We start from the raw sequence: 21688 nt of genomic DNA, 5'->3' as shown, positions 1-21688 counted from the left end.
TGGGGCCGATGGACCTCAGCCCGCCCGCTCCAGATTCGCGATCATGCGCGCGAGAGTGCCTGTGAGCGCGGCGAATTCGTCTTCGGTGACACCCTCGGCCAGCTGTCGACGGATCGCCCCCACCGACCGCGCGGCGGACTCGTGCGCCGCCCCGCCCGCGTCGGTGACGGTCCACCGGCCGTCCGCCCCGCGGGTGATCCACCCACGCGTGACCAAGGCAGCGGTGACGTCCGCGATCGACTCGCCGTCGGCTTCCCAGAACGGGCGCAGCGCATCGACCAGATCGGCGCCGGGTTCCCGGGCGATCGTATTCAGCGCCTGCCATTCGCGCCGCGACATCCCCACGCTCTCGACCGCCCGATCGAAGCTCGCCTCGATGAGCTGGTCCAGGCGCTTGACCTGGTAGCCGATCAACCTGCGCTCGGTCATCGCACACCCTTCCATGCCTATCAGCAACTACATGTTCTATTGCATGTACATGTTCGACGGTAGCATGAGCCCGTGGACGAGGTCGAGCGGATCGAACGGGCGATGATCGCCATCCGGCGGCGCCAGACCCGGCGCACCCTGGCGGCGGACGCGCCGAGCGGGCAGGCCTTCGACGTGCTCGATGTCGTCGAGGACGCCACCGAGCCGACCGTGTCCACGGTGGCCGCCGCGCTGGCGGTGGACCAGCCCCGGGCCAGCAAGCTCGTCGCCGCCGCCGTGACGGCGGGCTACCTGCGCCGCGTCGCCGACCAATCCGACGGCCGCCGCTCGCTGCTGGTGCTCACCGAGCCAGGCCGGGACCTGCTCGAGCGCGCGCACGAGCGCCGCCGCGGCGCCTTCGACCGCGCGATGACCGGATGGCCGGACGCCGACCGCGCCGCGTTCGCCCGCCTGCTCGGCCGCTTCGTCGACGGCCTCGACTGACCGCGTTCCTGGCAGACTCTCCGTCGTGACGGATGTATTCAGCGCGGGTGTCCTGGTCTACCGCCGCGGCGAGGGCGGGATCGAAGTCCTGCTCGGGCACCTGGGTGGCCCGCTGTGGGCGAAGAAGGACGCCTCGGCGTGGTCGATTCCCAAGGGCGAGTACGTGCCCGAGGAGGAATCGGCGCGCGCGGCCGCGGCCAGGGAGTTCACCGAGGAACTCGGCCTTCCGGTCCCCGCGGGCGAGTGGACCGGACTCGGCGACGTCACCTACGGCAGCGGCAACCGGCGCAAGACCGTCACCGTGTGGGCGGTCGAGGGCGATCTGGACCCGGCCGAGGTGGTCCCGGGGACCTTCGAGATGGAGTGGCCGCCCCGCTCCGGCCGACTGCGCGAGTTCCCCGAGATCGACCGCGCGGACTGGTTCGATCCGGCCACCGCGCTGGACAAACTCGGAAAAGGCCAGCGGCCCTTCCTCGCCCGCCTCACCGAGCTGCTCGGCTGATCGCGGACACCCCGCCCGTTCACGGAAGCGGAGTAGATTGCGGACATGCCCAGCGACTTGCAGCTGAAGATCATGAACGCCGGTCACCGCGCCCTGCTCACGCTCACCGGCGGCCGCATCGGCAAGAGCATCTTCGGGATGCCGTCCCTCGAACTGACCACGATCGGCCGCAAATCCGGCACCCCGCGCAAGGTGATGCTGACCGCGCCGGTCATCGACGGGGACACCATCGTCGTCGTCGCCTCGCGCGGCGGCGATCCGACCCATCCGGCCTGGTACCTCAACCTGCGCGACAACCCGGACGTCGAGGTGTCGCTGCAGACCGGCCCGACCCGCCCGATGACGGCCCACATCGCCACGCCCGAGGAGCGGGCGAAGCTGTGGCCCCGGGTCGTGGCGGGCTACAAGGGATACGGCGACTACCAGACCAAGACCGACCGGGAGATCCCGCTGGTCCTGCTGACCCCGCGCGCCTGATCAGACGAGCGCGGCCCGGAACTCCGTCGGGCTGCTGCCGCGCGAGCGCTTGAACGCGGCACTGAAACCGAAGGCGTCGGAGTAGCCGACACTGGTCGCGACCTGGGCGACGCTGCGCGCGGGATCGGCGAGCAGTTCCTCGGCCTCGGCCATCCGCCATTCGGTCAGGTAGGTCAGCGGCGGTTCGCCGATCACCTCGGTGAACCGCTTCGCGAACAGCGCCCTGGACACGGCGGCCTCGGCGGCCAGGCTCGCCACCGTCCAGCGGTGGAACGGCCTGGCGTGGATGGCCTCCAGGGCCGGGCCGACCACCGGGTCGGCCATGCCGCGATACCAGGCGGGCGCGCAGTGCTGCTGCTCGGCGAGCCAGGTGCGCAGGTTGCAGACCAGCGCCCAGTCCAGCAGGCGGTCCATCATGGCCTGCGACCCCGCGCTGTGCCGGACCGCCTCGGCGGCCGACTCCTCCAGCCAGGTGCACACATCGCTGTCGGCGGCGACCACCATCACCGGCGGCAACGCGCGCAGCAACCGTTCGTGCCGCCTGCCCGAGGCGCGATAGGCCCCGACGATCATCGAGGTCTCTTCCGGCGCACCGGTTTCGGTGACCGCCTCGATCAACTCCGGTGTGGCACAGCTCAGATCGGCCGGGCCGAAGCCGTTCGGCACGAAGCACGACAGTTCGTACTCGACCGGCGGGCGATCGGCGGCGGTGTCGATGTCGGTGAGCCGGAACGGTTCTCCGGCCTGGATCACCGCGGTGTCGCCCGCGACGAGCCGGGTGCGCGAGCCGTCGGCGAGCACCAGGGTGCCGCCGCCGCGCAGGACGCACACCATGATCAGCGGGGCCCGGTCGGCGAAGTGGATCGTCCACGGCGCGCGCAGGACGGCGTGGGCGAGGACCGAGCCATCGGCACGGATGCCACTCAGCAGTGAACTCAACGGATCCATGCCACCAACGTAGACGAACTCCTATCAACCCGAGATGATCACCCATAGATCGTCCATGCGATTCGCGGTTGACTCGAAGGCACGGGGCGCACGCCCCACCGCCACGACCGAAACAGGGAGTCCACCGTGTCGCAGTCCCCCGCCACCGCCACCGACCCGCAGCCGACCGAATCCGGCACTCGCCGTGCGCTTGTCGTGCTCTCCCACCATCGCCGCGACTCGCTGACCGCGCACATCGCCGACCTGTCCGTCGCCCGGCTCGCCGCAGGCGGCTACGAGGTCGACCTGCTCGACCTGCACGCCGAGGGTTTCGACCCGCGGATGACCGTCGCCGATCAGCCCGATTGGGGTCATCGGGACAAGGAGTACTCCGCCGAGACCGAGGCCCACATGCGACGCCTGCTCGCCGCCGACGTGGTCGTGGTGGTGTTCCCGGTCTACTGGCAGAGCCCGCCCGCGATCCTCAAGGGCTGGATCGATCGGGTCTGGAACTACGGCTTCGCCTACGGCCGCAGCAAGCCCCGGCTGGCGGGCAAGCGCGTGCTGTGGATCGGTCTGGCCGGCGCCACCGCCGACGACGCGATCGTCCCCGGTATGCAGGCGGTGCTCGAGGGCCTGCTCAGCGAGGGTCTGGCCTACTACAGCGGCTTCGCCGACTCGCGGGTGCGGCTGCTGCCCGATGCCGAGGAGCAGCCGCAGTCGCTCGACGCCGAGGGCAATCTGCTGATCGGCGAGGCGATCAGCGGCGACGCGCGCACCGCGCACTACGCCGCGTTCGACGCGACGGCCGCCGGCTTCGTCGACGAGTTCCTGGCCGCCCAACTGGTCGACGCCTGAGTCCCCGGCGACCGTGTGGTGACGGCGAGGTCACCACACGGTCGGCCGACCCGGCTCGCGATCGAGCGAGCCGCCTCGTCGTCACAGCCCGGTGAGCGTCCGCCGCAGCACAAGAAAGAGCTCGGTGGGATTGCCGGATTCGACGGCCGCCTTGTCGATCAGATCGATGGCGGCGGCGGTGAATTCGTCGCTCTGTTCCTGCACGAAGTCGGCCGGGGTGTCGATGCCCACCGCGTGCTGGGTGAGCAGGGTCGCCATGGCCTGGAGGAACGGGGCCATCAGCCCGGCCAGCCGCTCGGCGGTGCCGCCGGTGCTGCGGACCATCGCGCCGCCCTGCTGGAACGCGGCGAACATCGCGTACATGCCGCCCAGGATCGAGACGTCGTACATGGCCGCCGCGCCCAGGTCGGCGCCGACGAACTCGGCCGAGCCGAACAGCTCGAGCACCGGGCGGTACCGCTCGAACGCCGCGCTCATGCCGCTGTACAGCACGAACGCGCCCGGTCCGCCGATCATCGACGGCACCGCCATGATGCCGCCGTCGATCAGCTCGACCGCGTTGTCCGCGGCCCAGCGGCCCAGCGCCCGCGCCTGTTCCGGTGTGGTCGTGGTCAGGTTCACCACGGTGCGCCCGCGCAGCGACGCCGCCGCGGGCTCGAGGTGTTCGCGCGCCGCCGCGTCGTCGAGCACGCACAGGATCACCAGATCGGCCGCCGCCAGCGCTTCGGCGGAGGTCGCCGCGAGCACCGCGCCCTCGGCCACGAGCGGCTGCGCCCGCGCCGCGGTGCGGTTCCACACCGTCACCTGGTGACCGCCCGCCAGCAGCGCCCGCGCCAGCGCGGCGCCCATCGCGCCGAGACCGATCACCGAAACCCGCTGTGCCGTCGCCGAGTTGGTCATTGTTCCCCTTGGTTCGCAGCTCTCGTTGCCGGTCGGCAACGCCCTCCCAGATTCGCCGGTAGCGGTACACTGCACAAGTACCGACTATCAAGTCCAATACTCACCAAAAAGTAAGTAAGGCGACCATGAAGCAGCGAGAGCGTCCGTACTCGTGCGGGATCGATGCCGCGCTCGACGTCGTCGGCGGCAAGTGGAAGGCGCTGATCCTGTGGGCGCTGTCCACCGGTACCCAGCGCTTCGGCGATCTCAAACGGCTGGTGCCCGGCGTCACCGAGAAGATGCTGATCCAGCAGCTCCGCGAGCTCGAGCACGACGGCATCGTGCACCGGGAGATCTACGCGCAGGTGCCCCCGAAGGTCGAGTACTCACTCACCGACCTGGGGGTCTCCCTGAACGCGGCGCTGGTCACACTCGGCGCGTGGGGCACCGCCAACATGGACCACATCTGCGAGGTCAAAGGCGTTGCCGCGCCGGTGCACTGACCGGGCGCGGCGAGCCGGTCAGCTCCAGGTCCGGCCGGTGATGCGCTCGTAGGCCTCTTCGTACTTGCGCCGGGTCGCCTCGACCACGTCGGCGGGGATCTCCGGGCCCGGGTACTCCTTGTTCCAGCCGGTGGAGGTCGACCAGTCGCGCACGAACTGCTTGTCGAAGGAGCGCTGGGCACGGCCCGGCTCCCATTCGTCGGCGGGCCAGAAGCGCGAGGAGTCGGAGGTGAGCACCTCGTCGCCGAGGGTGAGCACGTCACCGTCCCAGCCGAATTCGACCTTGGTGTCGGCGACGATCACGCCGGCCTTCGCCGCGTGCTCGGCACCGCGCGAGTAGATCTCGAGGGTCAGATCGCGCAGCCGCTCGGCGACCTCGCGGCCCTCCTGGTTCACCACGTCGGCGAAGCTGATCGCCTCGTCGTGCCCTTCGGCGGCCTTGGTGGAGGGGGTGAAGATCGGCTCGGGCAGCTTGTCGCCGTCGCGCAGCCCCGGCGGCAGGGCGATGCCCGACACGGTGCCCGACTGCTGGTACTCCTTGAGCCCCGAGCCGGTCAGGTAGCCGCGCGCGATGCACTCGACCTGCACCATCTTCAGCGGCTTGACCCGGATGCCGCGCCCGACGAACTCGGCGGGCACGTCGGTGGCCGAGACCACGTGGTTGGGGATGCCGGTGAAGTATTCGAACCACCAGTTCGACAGCTGCGTCAGCAGCGCGCCCTTGTCCGGGATCGGGGTCGGCAGCACGACGTCGTAGACCGAGACGCGGTCCGAGGCGACGAGCAGCAGGGTGTCGCCGTTCTCGTAGAGGTCGCGAACTTTCCCGGCGTGCACATGCTTCAACGTCGAGCCTCCGAATCCTGGGTACGGCACCTTGGTGGGTTCGCAGGAACTCTACCGGCCGCCCGTCGGCCGAATCGGGGCTGGTCACCGCGACGCGAGACCGGTCACATTCCGGCGCGGCGCGCTCTCGTCCGGGCAACGGGTCCCCGCGGCGCGCGCCGGTCCGCCGCAGGTTCGCCGATGCCCCGGTCAGGCGGTCGCGCGGTCGCCGTCGTTGCGGCGGAAGGTCCGGCGGTAGGCCAGCGGGGCGACGCCGATCGCGGTCTGGAAGTGCTGGCGCAGTGAGGTTCCGGTGGCGAAGCCGACCCGGCCCGCGATCTGCTCGACCGACAGCTCACTGGCCTCGAGCAGGTCGCGGGCGCGCACCACGCGCTGCTGGGTGAGCCAGCGGCCGGGGCTCAGGCCCACTTCGTCACCGAAGCGGCGGGCGAAGGTGCGGCTGCTCATGCCCGCGTGCCGGGCGAGGTCGGCCATGGTCAGCGGTAGCGCCAGGTTCTCCATGGCCCAGTGCCTGGTCGCGGCGGTGCTCGCCATCGCCGGATCGGGGACGGGCAGGTCGATGTACTGCGCCTGCCCACCCTCCCGCCACGGCGGCACCACGCAGCGGCGCGCCACCTCGTTGGCCACCGCGCTGCCGTGATCGGCGCGCACGATGTGCAGGCACAGGTCGACCCCGGAGGCCGCGCCCGCCGAGGTCAGGACATCGCCGTCGTCGACGAACAGGACGTCCGGGTCGAGCCGCACCAGGGGGAAGTGCCTGCGGAACAACGCGGCCATGCGCCAGTGCGTGGTCGCGGGCCTGCCGTCGAGCAGGCCCGCCGCGGCCAGGACGAACGCGCCGGTGCAGATCGACACGATGCGCGTGCCGGGCCGGATCCGCGCGAGCGCGCCCCTGGTCACCGCGCCGAGCCCGGCGAGCGCCTCGGTGATGTCGGACGCGGGGATCACCACCGTGTCGGCGGTCGCCAGCAGTTCGGGCCCGTGCTCGACGGCGATCCGGAAGTCGGCGCAGGTCCGCACCGGCCGCCCGTCGACGGAACAGGTGAGCACCTCGTACCGGTCGTCGATGGTGCCGAAGACGCGCTGCGGGGTGCCGAGTTCGAACGGGTAGACGCCGTCGAGCGCCAGGACCACCACACGATGCATGGCACGATTCTATCGGATGATGACTTTCCTGCCATTTCCCCGGCGGCCGCCGCCCGGCACCGTTGACCCCATGACCGACACCATGCGCGCCATCAGTCAGGACACCCTCGGCGGACCCGAGGTGCTGCGCGAGATCGAACTCCCCCGTCCCACACCCGGCCCGAGTCAGCTGCTCGTCCGGGTACACGCGGCCGGACTCAACCCGACCGACTGGAAGCACCGCGCGATCCCCGGATTGTTCCTGCCCGCACCGCCTTTCGTCCTCGGCTGGGACGTCTCCGGCGTCGTCGAGGCCGTCGGTTTCGGCGTCACCCTGTTCGCGCCAGGCGACGAGGTGTTCGGCATGCTTCCCTATCCGCACGGGCACGGTTCGCTGGCCGAGTACGTCACCGGGCCCGCGCGGGCCTTCGCGCGCAAGCCCACGAACGTCGACCACATCGTGGCCGGGGCGACCCCGCTCGCCGCGCTCACCGCGTATCAGGCCCTGGTCGACACCGCGAACATCCAGGCGGGTCAGCGGGTGCTGATCCACGCGGCCGCCGGCGGGGTGGGACATCTGGCGGTGCAGATCGCGAAGTCGCGGGGCGCGTACGTGATCGGGACGGCGAGCACGGCCAAGCACGAGCACCTGCGCGCGCTCGGGGCCGACGAGCTGATCGACTACCGGGAGGTCGATGTCGCGGCGGCCGTGCGCGAGGTCGACGTGGTGCTCGACACGCTCGGCGAGGAGAACTCCCGCCGGTCGCTGCCGACGCTGCGGCCCGGCGGCCTGCTCGTCACCATCCGGGCAGGCGCCCAGGACGACCTGCGGGCCGCGGCCGCCGAGCGCGGCGTCCGGTTCGCCGCGCTGCTGGTCGAGGCCGATCACGCGGGCATGAACGCGGTCGCCGAGCTGCTCGCCGCGGGCACGCTGCGCCCGACCATCGCCGGGGTGTTCCCGCTCGCCGAAGCGGCGAAGGCGCACGCGCTCGGCGAGACGGACCGGACGCTCGGAAAACTCGTGGTCACTGTGCCCTGACCTGGTGGGCGCCGCCGACTGGATGCGCGGCGGCGCCGACCCCGGCATGCGGTGGCTGCGGCCCGGGCATGCGCGGTGGCCGTGACCCAGGGCACGCGGTGGCGGTGGGGCCGGAAACTCGTGAGCGGGCGCCGACGGCAAGTGGCATTGTGGACGCTGATGTGCGCGCCGGTGCCGACCGGAACGCCGACCGTGCCCTGTTCGTCGACGACGAAGGAGATCTATGTCCGCCCCGAATCTCACCCGCGACCAGGCGGTCGAACGCGCCGCGACGGTGGCCGTGCAGAACTACCGGATCGAACTCGACCTCACCGACCAGCCGCGAAGCGCGGGCTCGGAAGTGTCGGACACCTTCGGTTCGAAGACCACGGTCACCTTCACCGCCACCCCCGGCGCGAGCACGTTCATCGACCTGGTGGCGCCGCGGGTGCGCTCGGCCGTGCTGAACGGGACCCCGCTGGACATCAGCGACTACGACGAGTCGACCGGGATCACGCTGCCCGAGCTGGCCGCGACCAACGAGCTCGTCGTCGAGGCGGACTGCGAGTACTCGCACACCGGTGAGGGTCTGCACCGCTTCGTCGACCCGGCCGACGACAACGTCTACCTGTACTCGCAGTTCGAGACCGCCGACGCCAAGCGGATGTTCGCCTGCTTCGACCAGCCCGACCTCAAGGCCACCTTCGACATCGTCGCCACCGCGCCCGGTGACTGGCGGGTCGTCTCCAACGGCGCCACCGCCGAGGAGCACAAGGTCGGCGCGGTGGTGCGGCACACCTTCGCGACCACGCCGAAGATGAGCACCTACCTGGTCGCCATGATCGCCGGCCCGTACGCCACCTGGACCGACACCTACACCGACGGCCACGGCGAGATCCCGCTCGGCCTGTTCTGCCGCGCCTCGCTGGCCGAGCACATGGACGCCGAGCGGCTGTTCACCGAGACCAAGCAGGGTTTCGCCTTCTATCACGACAACTTCGGCGTGCCGTACGCCTTCGGCAAGTACGACCAGCTGTTCGTGCCGGAGTTCAACGCGGGCGCGATGGAGAACGCGGGCGCGGTCACCTTCCTCGAGGACTACGTGTTCCGCTCCAAGGTGACCCGCGCGTCCTACGAGCGCCGGGCCGAGACCGTGCTGCACGAGATGGCGCACATGTGGTTCGGCGACCTGGTCACCATGAAGTGGTGGGACGACCTGTGGCTCAACGAGTCGTTCGCGACCTTCGCCTCGGTGCTGTGCCAGGCCGAGGCCACCGAATACACCAGCGCCTGGACCACGTTCGCGAATGTGGAGAAGTCCTGGGCCTACCGCCAGGACCAGCTGCCCTCGACCCACCCGATCGCCGCCGACATCCCCGACCTGCACGCGGTGGAGGTCAACTTCGACGGCATCACCTACGCCAAGGGCGCCAGCGTGCTCAAGCAGCTCGTCGCCTACGTGGGGTTGCAGCCGTTCCTGGCCGGGCTGCGCGCCTACTTCGCCGAACACGCCTACGGCAACGCCACCTTCGACGATCTGCTCGCCGCGCTGGAGCAGGCGTCGGGACGTGACCTGTCGGATTGGGGCGCGCAGTGGCTCAAGACCACCGGCCTGAACATCCTGCGCCCGGACTTCCTCGTCGCCGCCGACGGCACGTTCGCGAGTTTCGCCGTGGTGCAGGAGGGCGCCGAGCCCGGTGCCGGTGAGCACCGGGTGCACCGCATCGCGATCGGTGTCTACGACGACGTCGACGGCAAGCTGGTGCGCACCCACCGTGTCGAGCTCGATCTCGACGCGACCGGGCGCACCGAGGTGCCGGAGCTGGCCGGGGTGCCGCGCGGTCAGCTGGTGCTGGTCAACGACGACGACCTCACCTACTGCTCGCTGCGCCTGGACCCCGACTCGCTCGACGTCGTGGTGCAGCGCGTCGGTGACATCGCCGACTCGCTGCCGCGCACGCTGGCCTGGTCGGCGGCCTGGGAGATGACCCGCCAGGCCGAGATGAAGGCCCGCGATTTCGTCGCGCTGGTGCAGCGCGGGATCGGCGCGGAGTCCGAGATCGGCGTGGTGCAGCGGCTGCTCATGCAGGCCGCCACCGCCATCTCCAGCTACGCCGAGCCGGGGTGGGCCGAGCAGGAAGGCTGGCCCGGCTTCGCCGACCGGCTGCTCGAGCTGGCCCGCGCGGCCGAGGCGGGGTCGGACCATCAGCTCGCCTTCGTCAACGCCCTCACCGGCGCGAAGCTGGAGCCGCGCCACACCGGCGTGCTGACGCAGCTGCTCGACGGCGATGCCGCGGCGGCCGGGCTGGCCGGGCTCACCATCGACACCGACCTGCGCTGGCGCGTCGTCACCGCCCTGGCGGCGTCGGGGCAGATCGACGCCGACGGGGTCGACGCGCCGACCATCGACGCCGAGCTGGCGGGCGACCCGACCGCGGCGGGCAAGCGCCAGGCCGCCGCGGCGGCCACCGCGCGGCCGATCGCCGAGGTGAAGGCGCAGGCCTGGAACACGGTGATGGGCGACGATTCGGTGCCCAACATCACCGCCCGCGCCATCGTCGGCGGCTTCGCGCCCGCCGGGCAGGGCGCGTTGCTCGCGCCGTACGTGGACAAGTACTTCGCCGACATCCCGGCAGTGTGGGAGCGCAGGTCCAGCGAGGTCGCCCAGACCGTCGTCATCGGCCTGTACCCGCACTGGGCCATCAGCGAGGACGCGGTCGCCAAGGCCGACGAGTTCCTGGCGGGCGATCACCCGCCGGCCCTGTACCGCCTGGTCTCCGAGGGTCGTGCCGGGATCGAACGGTCGCTGCGCGCACGCGAATTCGACGCCAAGTAGGTGACACCAGGACAGGCCCCGATCCCCCGCGGATCGGGGCCTGTCGTGTTCTCGCTGTGGCTCAACACATTTCGCCACGTCGGCGGATCCGGCGGGTAGGCTCCGACCCGGGGGATCACCTCCATGTCGGTCTTCGAAGGAGAAGCGGGATGGAAACCATCGCTGTCGAGCGGGTGATCGCGGCGCCGATCGATCAGGTCTTCGACTGGTGCGCGACCACGACGAACTACGAGCGCTCGTTCTGGGTGCTGCGCAACCGGCTGGCCCACCCCGGTCAGGGCGCGCCGTACGGGGTCGGCGCGATCCGGCGGCACACCTGGCTGATCGGCCACCTCGAGGAACGGATCACGCGCTACGATCCGCCGTTCTCGTTCGACTACCTGGTCACCCGCAGCGTTCCGCCGTCACGGCACGAGGGCGGCACCATGACCTTCACGACCGTGCCGGGTGGCACGCGGGTCGTCTGGACGACCACCATGGAGGCGAAGGTGCCGCTGCTCGCCGGACCGGTCACGCGCAGGCTGGCGGCGCCGGTGGTCGCCAGGATCTTCGGGCAGATCCTCGACATCTGCGCGAAGGAGCTGACCGTGGCCGAGCCGACCGCGGGCTGATCGAGCGCCACCCCGGCGGGCCGCCTCTGCTGCTGTGAGCGGATCTGCCGGGAGCAGCAACGGCGGCGAAACCCGGTGCGCGCGAGGCACCGTGGACGCATGGCACACGACGACAAGACCCCGATGTTCAGCTGGCGAGCCCGCGAACAACTGTTCGGCCGCCGCATCCTCGTGCTCGACGGCGCGCTCGACGACGACAACGGCACCCTGCTGATCACCCAGCTGCTCACGCTGGCCGCGCAGAGCCCCGAAGCCCCGATCTCGCTGTGGATCCACTCCCCCGGCGGCTCGGTGCCCTCGATGCTCGCCATCCGCGACGTGATGCGGCTGGTCCCGTGCGAGGTCTCCACCCTGGCCCTCGGGTTGGCGTGCAGCGCTGGGCAATTCCTGCTCTCCTCCGGCACGCCCGGGCGCCGGTTCGCGCTGCCGCACGCCCGCATCCTCATGCACCAGGGCTCGGCCGGCATCGGCGGCAGCGCCGTGGAGGTCGAGGTGCAGGCCGACGATCTGCGCTACACCGTCGACACCGTGCTCGGCCTGATCGCCGCCGACACCGGCCAGCCGTTCGACCGGATCTACGAGGACTCCCTGCACGACCGCTGGTTCACCGCCACCCAGGCCAAGGACTACGGCTTCATCGACCACATCGTCGAATCCTTCGACCAGGTCGTCCCCAACCGCCACCGCATCGGCATCACGGCCTGAGCCACGGTTCCCGCAGAGGAGATACTCATGACCAGCTACACCATCCCCAATGTCGTGTCCCAGCATCGCGGCGGTGAACGGATCACCGACATCTACTCGCACCTGCTCAGCGAGCGCATCGTCTACCTGGGCACACCCATCGATTCCGGTGTCGCCAACGCGCTGATCGCCCAGCTGCTGCACCTGGAATCCGACAGCCCCGGCCAGCCGATCAGCCTCTACATCAACTGCGAGGGCGGCGACCTGTCCGCCATGCTCGCCGTCTACGACACCATGAGTTTCATCAAGGCGCCCGTGCACACCACCTGCGTCGGCCAGGCCATCGCGGTCGGCGCTGTGCTGCTGGCCGGTGGCGCGGCCGGGCATCGCGCGATGCTGCCGCACACCCGGATCGTGTTGCACCAACCCGCGACTCGCGGCCAGGGCACCATCCCGGACCTGATCCTGCAGGCCGACGAGATCGTCCGGATGCGGGCGGCCATCGAGGCGATCCTGTCCAAGCACACCGGGCAGACGCCGGAGACCCTGCGCCGCGACACCGACCGGGACCGGGTGTTCACCGCCGAGACGGCGCTGGAATACGGCCTGGTCGACCTCGTATTGCACGAGCGGGAGTGAGCGCCGAGCTCACTGCTTTTCGATGCGGTCCAGGTAGGCCCGGCGCACGGTGTCGTCGACCCGGGTGATCGCGGCGTCGTCGTGGGCGGCCTTGCGGAAGACCCGCATCACCGGCTCGGGCACCAGCCCGGCGGCATCGGCCATCAGCCCGACATACGACGGCACCGCGATCTCGGCGGCCCTGGACTTCACGCTGCGGACCACGGCGGCGGCGATGTCCTCGGGATCGACGGCGGGCAGGATGCCGTAGTCGATGCCGGAACTGAGCTCGGTGCGCACCGCCGAGGGCAGCACCGCGCTCACGCTCACGCCGGTGGCGTCCATCTCCAGCCGGGTCGCCGCGGTCAGCCCGACCACCGCGAACTTGCTGGCGTTGTAGACCGCCAGGCCCTTGATCGGGAACTTGCCCGCGAGCGAGGCGACATTCACGACGTGGCCGTAGCCGCGCTCGACCATCCCCGGCAGGGCCAGCCGCATCCCGTGGATGACGCCGTAGACGTTGACGTCCATGGTGAGCTGGTCGATCCGGTCGGCCTGCTCGAGGAAGGCGCCGTTGGGCATCACGCCCGCGTTGTTCACCAGCACGTCCAGCGGTGCGCCGCGCCAGGTCTCGGCGGCCGCGAGGAACGCCGCGTAGGAGCCCTTGTCGGTGACGTCGAGGACATGGCCCATCGCCCGGTCGCCGAGTCCGTCGGCGGCCTGCACCGCCAGCGCCTCGTCGAGATCGCCGAGCGCGACATAGGCGCCCCTGGCGGCGAAGGCCGCGGCGGTGGCCAGGCCGATGCCGCGCGCGGCGCCGGTGATCGCGACCAGCGCGCCGTCCAGATCAATCCGTGGGTAGCTCATGCGGGGACCGCCATCTCGTCGTCGTGGGTGATGCTGAAGTCGTCGGGGTCGAAGGCGCTGACCCGGCGGGTCAGTTCGCCGGTGGACCAGGGCCAGCTGAAACTGTTGCGGCCGTTGGCGTCCAGGTAGTAGCTCTGGCAGCCGCCCGCGTTGTAGACGGTGCCGGTGAGCGCGGCCTGCACCTGGTCGACGTAGCGGGCCTGGACCTCGGGGCGCACGTCCAGGATCGCCCAGCCGCGGCGCCGGGCGCTCGCGATCGCCGAAACCAGGAAGTCGACCTGCGCCTCCAGAATGGCGAAGGCCGAGGAGTGGCCGGTGCCGAGGCTGGGGCCGAGCACGGTGAACGCGTTCGGGAAACCGGTGGTGACGGTGCCGAGGTAGGCCTCGGGCGAGCCCTGCCAGTGCTCGGCCATGGTGCGGCCGTCGGCGCCGCGCACGATGTCGGCCAGCGGGGTGTCGAGGATGTGGAAGCCGGTGCCCAGGATGACGGCGTCGACCTCGGCGGTGCTGCCGTCGGCGCCGAGCACGGTGCTGCCGCGGAACTCGGCGACGGCGGTGGCGTGCACGTCGACGTTGTCCTGGGTGAGCGACTGGAGGTAGCTGTTGGAGAACAGGATTCGCTTGCAGCCGAGCAGGTAGTCGGGGGTGAGCTTGGCGCGCAGCTGCGGATCACGCACCACCGCGCGCAGATACGCCGAACCGACCTTCTGCACGGTCTGCATCAACGGCCGCGGATTGCGGAACGCCACCCCGAGCGCTTCCATCAGCCCGTACTCGACCGAGCGCAACGCCTTGTGCGCGAACGGCAGCCTGCGCATCACCCGCTTCTCGACGGCGGGCACCGGATGGTCGAGCTTGGGCAGCACCCACTGCGCGGTGCGCTGGAACAGGTGCAGCTCGGCGACCTCGGGCTGGATGGCGGGCACGAACTGCACCGCCGAGGCGCCGGTCCCCACCACGGCGACGCGCTTGCCGCGCAGGTCGTAGTCGTGGTTCCAGCGCGCGGAGTGGAAGACCTCGCCGGGGAATTCGGCCAGGCCGGGGATGTCGGGGAAGCGCGGTTCGTTCCACGGGCCGGCGGCCGAGACGACGAACCGGGCGGTCAGCTCCCCGGTGCTGGTGTCGAGGCGCCACCGGCGGTCGGTGTCGTCCCAGCGCGCGCCGAGCACTTCCACGCCGAAGCGGGTGCGCGCGGCCAGACCGTTGTCGCGGGCGACCCGGTCGACGTAGGCGAGGATCTCGGGCTGGGTCGCGAACAACCGCGACCATTCGCTGTTGGGCGCGAAGGAGAACGAGTACAGGCCCGAGGGGACGTCGCAGGCGCAGCCCGGATAGGTGTTGGCGCGCCAGGTGCCACCGAAGGTCTCGGCCTTCTCGAGGATCACGACGTCCTCGACGCCCGCCTCGGCGAGCTTGATGGCGGCGCAGATACCCGAGATACCCGCACCGATCACGACCACGTCGTGGTGACTCATACGATTTCTCCTTCGACAGCAGATGTCCGGATCGCGTCGGCGACCCGGGCGGGGACGGTCCGGCGGGCGGCGGCCAGGGTGGCCGGACGCCGGGCGGAGTCCATGAAGTTGGCGCCCATGGCCGCGAGTTCGGCGGGTCCTGGCTCGACCCGGATCACCCGGGTGCCCCGCGCGCGCAGCAGCGCCACCTCGCGATCGAGGCCGCGCGTCATCTGGCCGCGCAGCAGTCGTTCGACCCGGCTCAGGCCGGTGGCGGGCGCGCCGCCCTCGGTGGTCATCGGCGCGACGACCACCACCTCGTCGAGGTCCAGCGGGGCCAGCAGATCGGCCGACACCGAGGACACCGCGCCACCGTCGACGAACGGGCGGCCGCGCACCGGCACCGGCGGGAACCAGCCGGGGATGGCCCAGGAGGCGGCGATGGCGGTCCCGAGGTCGACCGTCGGCGCGCTCGGTGACCCGAAGGCGACCCGCTCGCCGGTGCGCGGGTCGGCGGCGACCAGCCAGGCCGCCGGATGGTCGACCCACCCGCCGCGCGGGGTCAGCGCCCGGCCGAAGGCGCGCAGCCAGTCGGCGTCACCGCGACCCTTCGGCAGCAGTCCGGCCAGCGCGGTGTAGACCGATCCGCCGCGCACACCGGCGCCGATCAGCCCGAGACCGGGCAGTCCGAGGCCGGGCACCGGCGGCGTCATCCCCGGGTCGACGGCCACATGCCGGGCCAGGACCGGATCGGCACCGGGCGCGCCGTCGAGCGCGGCGAGCAGGTCGGCCGGGGTTCGGCCCGCGCCGAGCGCGGCGACGATCTCGGCGCCCGCGGAGGTGCCGATCAGTACGTCGGCGGTGCGGACATCCCAGCCGAGCCCCTGTTCGACGGCGTCGAGGGCGACCGCGGTCCAGGCGAAGCCGAGGATGCCGCCGCACCCGATGGCGAGGCCACGTCGTGTAGTCATAACTCGGATACTAACGGTATTCGAATTCCAGCGGTACCCCGACTTGCTACACTTTTGCCGTGGCCGCCCGGATGACACGTAAGGAATCGCACGCTCAGACCCGCGAACGATTGGTCGAGACCGCCAAGCGACTTTTCCTCGCGGACGGCTACAACGTGACCTCCCTCGAGAAGGTGGCCGCCGAGGCGGGCTTCTCCAAGGGCGCCGTCTACTCGAACTTCGCCACCAAGCACGAACTGGGCCTGGCCGTGATCGATGTCGTGCACGTGGAGCGCGCGCACTCGCTCAGCGAGGCGGTCATGAGCCACGACACGATGACCGAACGGATCGAGGGTTTCGCGCGCTGGGCCGACGAGAACATCGGTGATGTCGGCTGGACGGCGCTCGAGGTCGAATTCGCCACCAGTACCCGGCACATGCCGGAGGTGCGTACGGAGCTGGCGGCGCGCAGGCGGTCGATGACCGCGGTACTCGGCTCGCTGATCCAGGTCCAGGCCGACGAGATGGGTTTCGAGCTGCCGATCTCGGCCGACGACGCCGCCGTGCAGCTGCTCTCACTCGGTATCGGTCTCGGCGTGCAGCGCGCGATCGACCCCGAGATGCCGGTCAGCGCGCTGGTCGACCTGCTGCGCAGCCTGCTCGAATCGGTCCGGACGGCGTAACCGCCCGGCTCAGGCCACCATGAGCACGGCGTTCGGCGCGAACGAGTTCTGCACGGGCGCGGGCTGCGCGTGCGTGCCGATTCCACGGTCACCGCCGACGACGACGGCCCTGGCCGGGACCCGGCCACGCAGCGACTCGGCCACCTGGGCGACCAGATCGCTCAGCGAGGTGTCGAGCGCGCCGGCGAGCGCCGCGATCATCTCGCTGGACGGCTCCTTGCGGCCGCGCTCGACCTCGGACAGGTACTGCGGGGAGATGCCGGCGCGACCGGCGGTGTCGACGAGCGTGGAGCGTTGCTCGAGCCGCAGGGTCCGCAGCCGCTCGCCGAGGGCTTCGCGCCACAACGGTTCGGGGCGCGGCCGCCGTTCGCCGCGTCCGCCCGGAATCACCCGCAACCCGCTGTGTTCGCCCATACGTCGAGCGTAGGGACACCGGTCCCGACACACCCGGTTCTTCTGCTGTGGGCGTAACTCAGCGGGTGATGCCGAAGCGGGTGTCCACCCAGCCGAGCGCGTCGGCGAAGGACGCCGCCACGATGCCGCTGTGGTCGACGTCGTCGAACTTGCGGTAGTCGACGGATTGGCCGTTGAGCTGCTGCTCGGCCACCATCGCGTCGGTCGACTTCAGCGGCACGGTCATGTCGGAGCGGCCCTGCAGGACCAGCACCGGCGCCGCGAAACGCAAGGCGCTGGGATCGTTGTCGTCGAGGACCCGCAGCAGACCGGACAGATCGCCGTCCTTCGTGAACACGTCCTTCGCCGAGAGCCCGCCCCACTTGCTCCGATCCCGCAGTCCCGCGGTGCATTCGGAGTCGGCGAGCGGCAGCATCGAGACCGCGCGCCCGGTGAGGAACCGGCCGGGATCGACATCGGTGACGGTCTGCGCGCCGCGCACCAGCAGCGGCACGTACAGCGAGACGTCCCCGGTGCCGAGCTTGCCGAGCGGATTCGACACCGCCCACTTCGCCATCCTGATCTGTTCGCCCAGATGTGAGGCGGGTGCCAGCGCGACCGCGCCCAGCAGTTCCGCGCCGGGCGCCCACCCGCCCGCCGCGCTCGCGGCGAACAGGGCGGCGTGCCCGCCCTGCGAATGTCCCATCGCCACCCAGCGGGTGCCCACTGTCCGGTCGACTTCGCGTGCGGCCGTGGCGATATCGCTCATCGCTCGCTGTTCGGTCTCGCCGATCAGATAGCCGTGGTCGCCCGGCGTGCCGAGGCCGAGATAGTCGGTTCTGGCCACGGCGTAGCCCTTGGCGACCCAGCGGGCCTGGTCGTCCCGGCCCGGCGACGACCCCTCCGTACGCGAGGGCGCGCACGCGTCGGCGACACCGTTGGTGCCCGGCGCCCACGAGAGCAGCGGCCACCCGCCCGCCGGTGGCGTCCCCTCCGGCACGGCGAGCGTGCCCGACACCGCGACGGGTCGGCCCTGCGCGTCGACCGATCGGTAGAGCACCAGGAAGTTGCGGGCGCCCGGCACCGCCTGCGACCCGGTGACCGGTTGCGTCCGGATCACCGACCCGTGCGGGCCCGGAATCGATTCCGCGGGTGGCGAATAGAAGTCCGACCGTGGCGCTCCCACGACCTCGGCCGCGCTCGCCGTGTCCGATGCGCAGGCCGCGGCGGGCCAGGCCAGGCAGGCCACCGCGGCGGCCGTGATCACCCGGGCGATTCCCGTCTGCATGTTCCCCCCACTGCCACCGAACGGCCGCCCCGCGCGACCGGTAAACCGCCGATCAGGTTACTCGATGCCGCGTGGACGGCCGGGCGCCGCTCGTCGCCCGGCCGTCCGTCGGGCTCAGCGCAGGGTCCGGCCGAGGAAGTCGCGGATCAGCGCGGCGATCTCCGGTCCGTGCGTCTCCAGGGCGAAGTGGCCGGCGTCGAGCAGGTGCAGTTCCGCGTCGGGCAGGTCGTTCAGGTAGGCGCGGGCACCGTCGGCACCGAAGATCTCGTCGTGCTCACCCCAGGCGATCAGGGTCGGCGGGCGATGCTCGGCGAAGTACTTCTGGAACGCGGGGTAGCCGTCGAGGTTGTTCTTGTAGTCGAAGAACAGCTGCAGCTGGATCTCCTTGTTGCCGGGGCGATCCAGGTAGGCCTGGTCGAGAGTCCACGTGTCCGGGCTGACCAGCGACAGCCGGTCGGCCGGAACACCGTGCGTGTACTGCCATTTCGTGGCGTCGAGCTCGAGCAGCTTGCGCACCTCGGGTTCATGGGTGACACGGTCGGTCGCGTGCGCGAACAGCACCTCCCAGAACGGCGTGAAGCCCTCCAGGTAGGCGTTGCCGCTCTGGGTGATGATCGCGGTGACCCGCTCCGGGTTGCGCGAGGCGATGCGCAGCCCGATGGGAGCGCCGTAGTCCTGGATGTAGATCGCGAAGCGATCGATGCCGAGGGTGTCGAGCAGGTCCAGGGTGATGCCGGTGAGCGCGTCGAAGGTGTAGTCGAACTCGTCGACACCCGGCGCGGCCGACTGGCCGAAGCCCAGGTGGTCGGGCGCGATGACGTGGTAGTCCTCGGCGAGGACCGGGATCAGGTTGCGGAACATGGCCGAGCTCGTCGGGAACCCGTGCAGCAGAAGCACAGTGGGACGTTCCGGGTCGCCCGCTTCGCGGTAGAAGACGGTGTGTCCCTGGATCTGGACGGTGTTGTGCCGGATCTGGCTCATGATGAATCTCTCTTTCTCGGTGGGTTCTTACTCGGACCAGGCGGAGTTCTGGATGACCTCGACGAAGTCGCCGCGCCGGAAGCCGGGGACGAAATGGGCCAGCACATCGGCTTTCACGGTGCCGAAGGTGGTGTCGGGGCGGTCGCGGATGCCGTCGGTGAAGGCGGCGAGGATCTGGCGTTTGAAGTCGGGGCGGGGATGCTCGGCGACCACGGCGTCGCGCTGTCGGTCGGAGATCGCGTCGTAGCCGATCCCCAGCACGTCCAGCTCGACGCCGCGCGTGACCAGCGCGATCTCGGGCGCCATGTGCAGGGGGATCTCCGGGGTGGTGTGCAGGGCGATGCCGGTCCAGGCGAGTTCGGCCAGGCAGTCGGCGATGCCGTGCGCGCGTCGGGGTGTTCCTTTCAGGCGGTGACCGGTTCGCGGCGGCGAACCGGAGTGATCAGGGCCGCGGCGGCGACGGTGAAGACCAGGCCGAGCGCGAAATAGCCGCGGTAGCTGTCGGTGAGGGCGTGCACCGCGGTGGCCACGGCGAGGCCGGTGGCGGCGGCGAGCTGGTGGATCACCCAGGCCGGGGCGAGCGTGCGGCCCATCCGGGCCGGGTCGAGGCCGCGCGAGAGGATCGCCATGGTCAGCGGGATGACCGGGAACGAGGCGATGCCGAACAGCACGGCCACCACGACCAGCACCTGCGGGCCGGGGATGAACACGGCGGGCAGCAGGGCGGCCAGGCGCACCGAATACAGCACCCGCAGCAGGGGTTCCGGCGGGTAACGCCGCAGCAGGCGCACCATCGCGGCCGAGGTGAGTCCGGCCGCGAGGGCAGCCAGCGCGACGAGCCTGCCCGCGCCCGCCACCGACCAGCCCTGCTCCACCGCGTGCTTGGGCAGCATCAGCACGACCACGTACAGGGTCGCCGCGTGTAACCCGAAGGACACCAGCACTTTCCACCGGTCGGCCAGCGACTCCCCGGCACCGGCGACCGTCGCCGCCCGCTGATCCGTCGGCAGCAACCGCCACAGCACGGCGGTCGCGCCCAGGCCGATCGCGCCGAGCAGCGCGAAGGTGCCGCGCACGCCGATCGGCTCGAACAGCGCCGTGGCCGCCCACGGCGTGATCAGCTGACCCAGGTTGATGCCGATCGCCGCGCGCGCCATGGCGGGTCCGGCCTGCGCGCCGTGCGCCCGGCCGAGCAGGGTGGTCACGGTCAGCGTCGAGGAGGACGCGAAGCCGAGGCCGCCGAGCACCATGTAGGCCGCGACGAACTGCCAGGTCTCGGTGACCGTGGCCAGCACCAGGTAGCTGCTCGAGATCAGGGTGAGCCCGCCGATCAGCACGAGCTTGGGCCCGAACAGGTCGAGCAGCCTGCCGATGCCCTGCTGCGCCAGCCCGGTGACCGCGGTGCCCAGCGCGGCGGCGACGGCCAGCGCTGTCGCCGAGACGCCGTACGCGGCGGCGGTCGGCGCGAAGAACACGCCCATCGTGAAGTTCAGGCCGAACGACACGGTCATCGCGGCGAGTCCGGCCCAGGCGAGGTGTTCACGTCGCATGCCGTCACCTCCTAACTATCTAAAGTGATTTGACTGGTTATAACTGGCCGCAGTCGGCGGCATTCCCGCCGCCGGACATCAATCGCGCGCGGAATCGCCTCGCAGGTGGGCGATCTCGGCCTCCAGTTCGCCGATCCGATCCCGCAGGACCTGCATCGCCTCGGCGACCGCCGCGCGCGGGAACAGCGGCGGAATGTGCTGGCGGCAGTTCCAGTCGAATGCCTCGACCTCGATCAGCACCGCGCGCTCGACCCGCGCCGGGTATCCCTCGATCGTGAGCGCGGCGATCAGTTCCGGATCGTCGGCGGCCTCGACCACCCGCGCCCGGCCGAAGATCTTCATCCGCGTCTGCGTGGCGTAGTCCATCAGGAACAGCGAGACCCGGTCGTCGTGGTCGAGATTGCCGCGACTGATGTACTGCTTGTTGCCGCGGAAGTCGGCGAAGCCCAGCGTGCGCTCACCGAGGACCTTCAGGAATCCCGGTGCGCCACCGCGGTGCTGGATGTAGGGCCAGCCGGTCTCGCCGACCGTCGCCAGGTAGAAACTGTCCCGCTCGCCGATGAACCAGGCCTCGTCGGGCCCGATCCGGTCGGCGACCTCGGGCACCTGCGCCATCCGCTCGTAGCTGCGCAGGCTGCCGTGCGCGCGCTGATGCGCACGCACCAGCGGAGTGAACGCGACCTGCGCGTAGTGCCCGGTCACGACTACCCCTTCGCCCGTTCGGCATCG

24 protein-coding genes and 1 pseudogene are annotated in these 21688 nt (G+C 70.8%); 11 read left to right on the top strand and 14 right to left on the bottom strand.

Annotated features, from left to right (window positions below; genetic code table 11):
* Positions 1-15: 15 nt before the first annotated feature.
* Positions 16-429 carry a winged helix DNA-binding protein gene (locus tag AB0L91_RS29560; RefSeq protein WP_365015669.1) on the bottom strand — a complete coding sequence of 138 codons (414 nt, stop codon included), beginning with the start codon at positions 427-429 and terminating at the stop codon, positions 16-18.
* A 72-nt stretch (positions 430-501) separates the two neighbouring features.
* Here AB0L91_RS29560 and AB0L91_RS29555 point away from each other — a divergent pair, with 72 nt between their 5' ends.
* From AB0L91_RS29555 to AB0L91_RS29545, 3 genes are read left to right on the top strand one after another with little or no spacing between them, the layout of a single operon-like run.
* Positions 502-912 (top strand): MarR family winged helix-turn-helix transcriptional regulator, encoded by a 411-nt coding sequence (locus AB0L91_RS29555; protein WP_365015668.1) that lies wholly within the window; start codon positions 502-504, stop codon positions 910-912.
* A gap of 25 nt (positions 913-937) precedes the next feature.
* Positions 938-1414, top strand: coding sequence for an NUDIX domain-containing protein (locus tag AB0L91_RS29550; protein ID WP_365015666.1), 477 nt, complete (start codon positions 938-940; stop codon positions 1412-1414).
* 45 nt (positions 1415-1459) lie between these two features.
* Entirely contained in the window at positions 1460-1891 is a 432-nt protein-coding gene (locus AB0L91_RS29545) for a nitroreductase family deazaflavin-dependent oxidoreductase (RefSeq protein WP_355277044.1), read from the top strand.
* Here the strand turns inward: AB0L91_RS29545 and AB0L91_RS29540 are convergent, their stop codons facing one another.
* Positions 1892-2839 carry an AraC family transcriptional regulator gene (locus AB0L91_RS29540; RefSeq protein WP_355277042.1) on the bottom strand — a complete coding sequence of 316 codons (948 nt, stop codon included), beginning with the start codon at positions 2837-2839 and terminating at the stop codon, positions 1892-1894.
* A gap of 126 nt (positions 2840-2965) precedes the next feature.
* Here AB0L91_RS29540 and AB0L91_RS29535 point away from each other — a divergent pair, with 126 nt between their 5' ends.
* Positions 2966-3676, top strand: a complete 711-nt coding sequence (locus tag AB0L91_RS29535) for an NAD(P)H oxidoreductase (protein ID WP_365015664.1) — start codon at positions 2966-2968, stop codon at positions 3674-3676.
* A gap of 81 nt (positions 3677-3757) precedes the next feature.
* On the opposite strand, the gene AB0L91_RS29530 is transcribed toward AB0L91_RS29535, so the two are convergent.
* Entirely contained in the window at positions 3758-4651 is an 894-nt protein-coding gene (locus AB0L91_RS29530) for an NAD(P)-binding domain-containing protein (protein ID WP_365015662.1), read from the bottom strand.
* 50 nt (positions 4652-4701) lie between these two features.
* Between AB0L91_RS29530 and AB0L91_RS29525 the strand changes: the two genes are divergently transcribed.
* Positions 4702-5058: a helix-turn-helix domain-containing protein gene (locus tag AB0L91_RS29525; protein WP_357348141.1), complete on the top strand. Its 357-nt coding sequence runs from the start codon at positions 4702-4704 to the stop codon at positions 5056-5058.
* An 18-nt stretch (positions 5059-5076) separates the two neighbouring features.
* On the opposite strand, the gene AB0L91_RS29520 is transcribed toward AB0L91_RS29525, so the two are convergent.
* Together AB0L91_RS29520 and AB0L91_RS29515 are read right to left on the bottom strand one after the other, a co-directional pair.
* Positions 5077-5901: a phosphoribosylaminoimidazolesuccinocarboxamide synthase gene (locus AB0L91_RS29520; protein ID WP_365015659.1), complete on the bottom strand. Its 825-nt coding sequence runs from the start codon at positions 5899-5901 to the stop codon at positions 5077-5079.
* A 189-nt stretch (positions 5902-6090) separates the two neighbouring features.
* Positions 6091-7047, bottom strand: coding sequence for a helix-turn-helix domain-containing protein (locus AB0L91_RS29515; protein WP_365015657.1), 957 nt, complete (start codon positions 7045-7047; stop codon positions 6091-6093).
* Between the two features lie 70 nt (positions 7048-7117).
* Between AB0L91_RS29515 and AB0L91_RS29510 the strand changes: the two genes are divergently transcribed.
* From AB0L91_RS29510 to AB0L91_RS29490, 5 genes are all read left to right on the top strand, one after another.
* Positions 7118-8065, top strand: coding sequence for an NADP-dependent oxidoreductase (locus AB0L91_RS29510; protein WP_365015656.1), 948 nt, complete (start codon positions 7118-7120; stop codon positions 8063-8065).
* Positions 8066-8288: 223 nt separating this feature from the next.
* On the top strand, positions 8289-10880 hold the full coding sequence (gene pepN, locus AB0L91_RS29505; protein ID WP_365015655.1) for an aminopeptidase N: 2592 nt from the start codon (positions 8289-8291) through the stop codon (positions 10878-10880).
* A gap of 149 nt (positions 10881-11029) precedes the next feature.
* Positions 11030-11491, top strand: coding sequence for an SRPBCC family protein (locus AB0L91_RS29500; RefSeq protein ID WP_355277020.1), 462 nt, complete (start codon positions 11030-11032; stop codon positions 11489-11491).
* A gap of 99 nt (positions 11492-11590) precedes the next feature.
* Complete coding sequence (locus tag AB0L91_RS29495) at positions 11591-12196, top strand: ATP-dependent Clp protease proteolytic subunit (RefSeq protein WP_355277019.1); 606 nt, start codon at positions 11591-11593, stop codon at positions 12194-12196.
* 27 nt (positions 12197-12223) lie between these two features.
* Positions 12224-12814: an ATP-dependent Clp protease proteolytic subunit gene (locus tag AB0L91_RS29490; RefSeq protein ID WP_365015652.1), complete on the top strand. Its 591-nt coding sequence runs from the start codon at positions 12224-12226 to the stop codon at positions 12812-12814.
* A gap of 9 nt (positions 12815-12823) precedes the next feature.
* Here the strand turns inward: AB0L91_RS29490 and AB0L91_RS29485 are convergent, their stop codons facing one another.
* From AB0L91_RS29485 to AB0L91_RS29475, 3 genes are read right to left on the bottom strand one after another with little or no spacing between them, the layout of a single operon-like run.
* Positions 12824-13660, bottom strand: coding sequence for an SDR family oxidoreductase (locus AB0L91_RS29485; protein WP_365015650.1), 837 nt, complete (start codon positions 13658-13660; stop codon positions 12824-12826).
* Entirely contained in the window at positions 13657-15135 is a 1479-nt protein-coding gene (locus AB0L91_RS29480; RefSeq protein ID WP_365015648.1) for an NAD(P)/FAD-dependent oxidoreductase, read from the bottom strand. Before AB0L91_RS29480 ends, AB0L91_RS29485 begins: the two co-directional genes overlap by 4 nt.
* Complete coding sequence (locus AB0L91_RS29475) at positions 15132-16085, bottom strand: patatin-like phospholipase family protein (RefSeq protein ID WP_365015647.1); 954 nt, start codon at positions 16083-16085, stop codon at positions 15132-15134. The genes AB0L91_RS29480 and AB0L91_RS29475 overlap by 4 nt, the downstream gene beginning before the upstream one ends.
* 59 nt (positions 16086-16144) lie before the next feature.
* On the opposite strand from AB0L91_RS29475, the gene AB0L91_RS29470 reads away from it, so the two are divergent.
* Positions 16145-16747, top strand: coding sequence for a TetR/AcrR family transcriptional regulator (locus AB0L91_RS29470; RefSeq protein ID WP_355277007.1), 603 nt, complete (start codon positions 16145-16147; stop codon positions 16745-16747).
* A 9-nt stretch (positions 16748-16756) separates the two neighbouring features.
* Here AB0L91_RS29470 and AB0L91_RS29465 read toward each other — a convergent pair whose 3' ends face one another.
* The 6 genes and pseudogenes from AB0L91_RS29465 to AB0L91_RS29440 all read right to left on the bottom strand — a co-directional run bounded on the left by AB0L91_RS29465 (position 16757) and on the right by AB0L91_RS29440 (position 21661).
* Complete coding sequence (locus tag AB0L91_RS29465) at positions 16757-17161, bottom strand: helix-turn-helix transcriptional regulator (RefSeq protein WP_365015645.1); 405 nt, start codon at positions 17159-17161, stop codon at positions 16757-16759.
* A gap of 58 nt (positions 17162-17219) precedes the next feature.
* Positions 17220-18428, bottom strand: coding sequence for a lipase family protein (locus AB0L91_RS29460; RefSeq protein ID WP_365015643.1), 1209 nt, complete (start codon positions 18426-18428; stop codon positions 17220-17222).
* 114 nt (positions 18429-18542) lie between these two features.
* A complete protein-coding gene (locus AB0L91_RS29455; protein ID WP_365015641.1) occupies positions 18543-19409 on the bottom strand; it encodes an alpha/beta hydrolase in 867 nt (288 codons plus the stop codon).
* Between the two features lie 27 nt (positions 19410-19436).
* Positions 19437-19799: pseudogene (locus AB0L91_RS29450) on the bottom strand (diguanylate cyclase); the annotation flags it as partial.
* 14 nt (positions 19800-19813) lie between these two features.
* A complete protein-coding gene (locus tag AB0L91_RS29445) occupies positions 19814-20959 on the bottom strand; it encodes an MFS transporter (protein WP_365015639.1) in 1146 nt (381 codons plus the stop codon).
* Between the two features lie 78 nt (positions 20960-21037).
* A complete protein-coding gene (locus AB0L91_RS29440; RefSeq protein WP_365015637.1) occupies positions 21038-21661 on the bottom strand; it encodes a pyridoxamine 5'-phosphate oxidase family protein in 624 nt (207 codons plus the stop codon).
* Positions 21662-21688: the final 27 nt, after the last annotated feature.

Source organism: Nocardia sp. NPDC051833 (assembly GCF_040681225.1).
Lineage (GTDB): Bacteria > Actinomycetota > Actinomycetes > Mycobacteriales > Mycobacteriaceae > Nocardia.
Note: the sequence above shows the minus strand (reverse complement) of the source record. Positions and strands in the feature narration are given on the sequence as shown.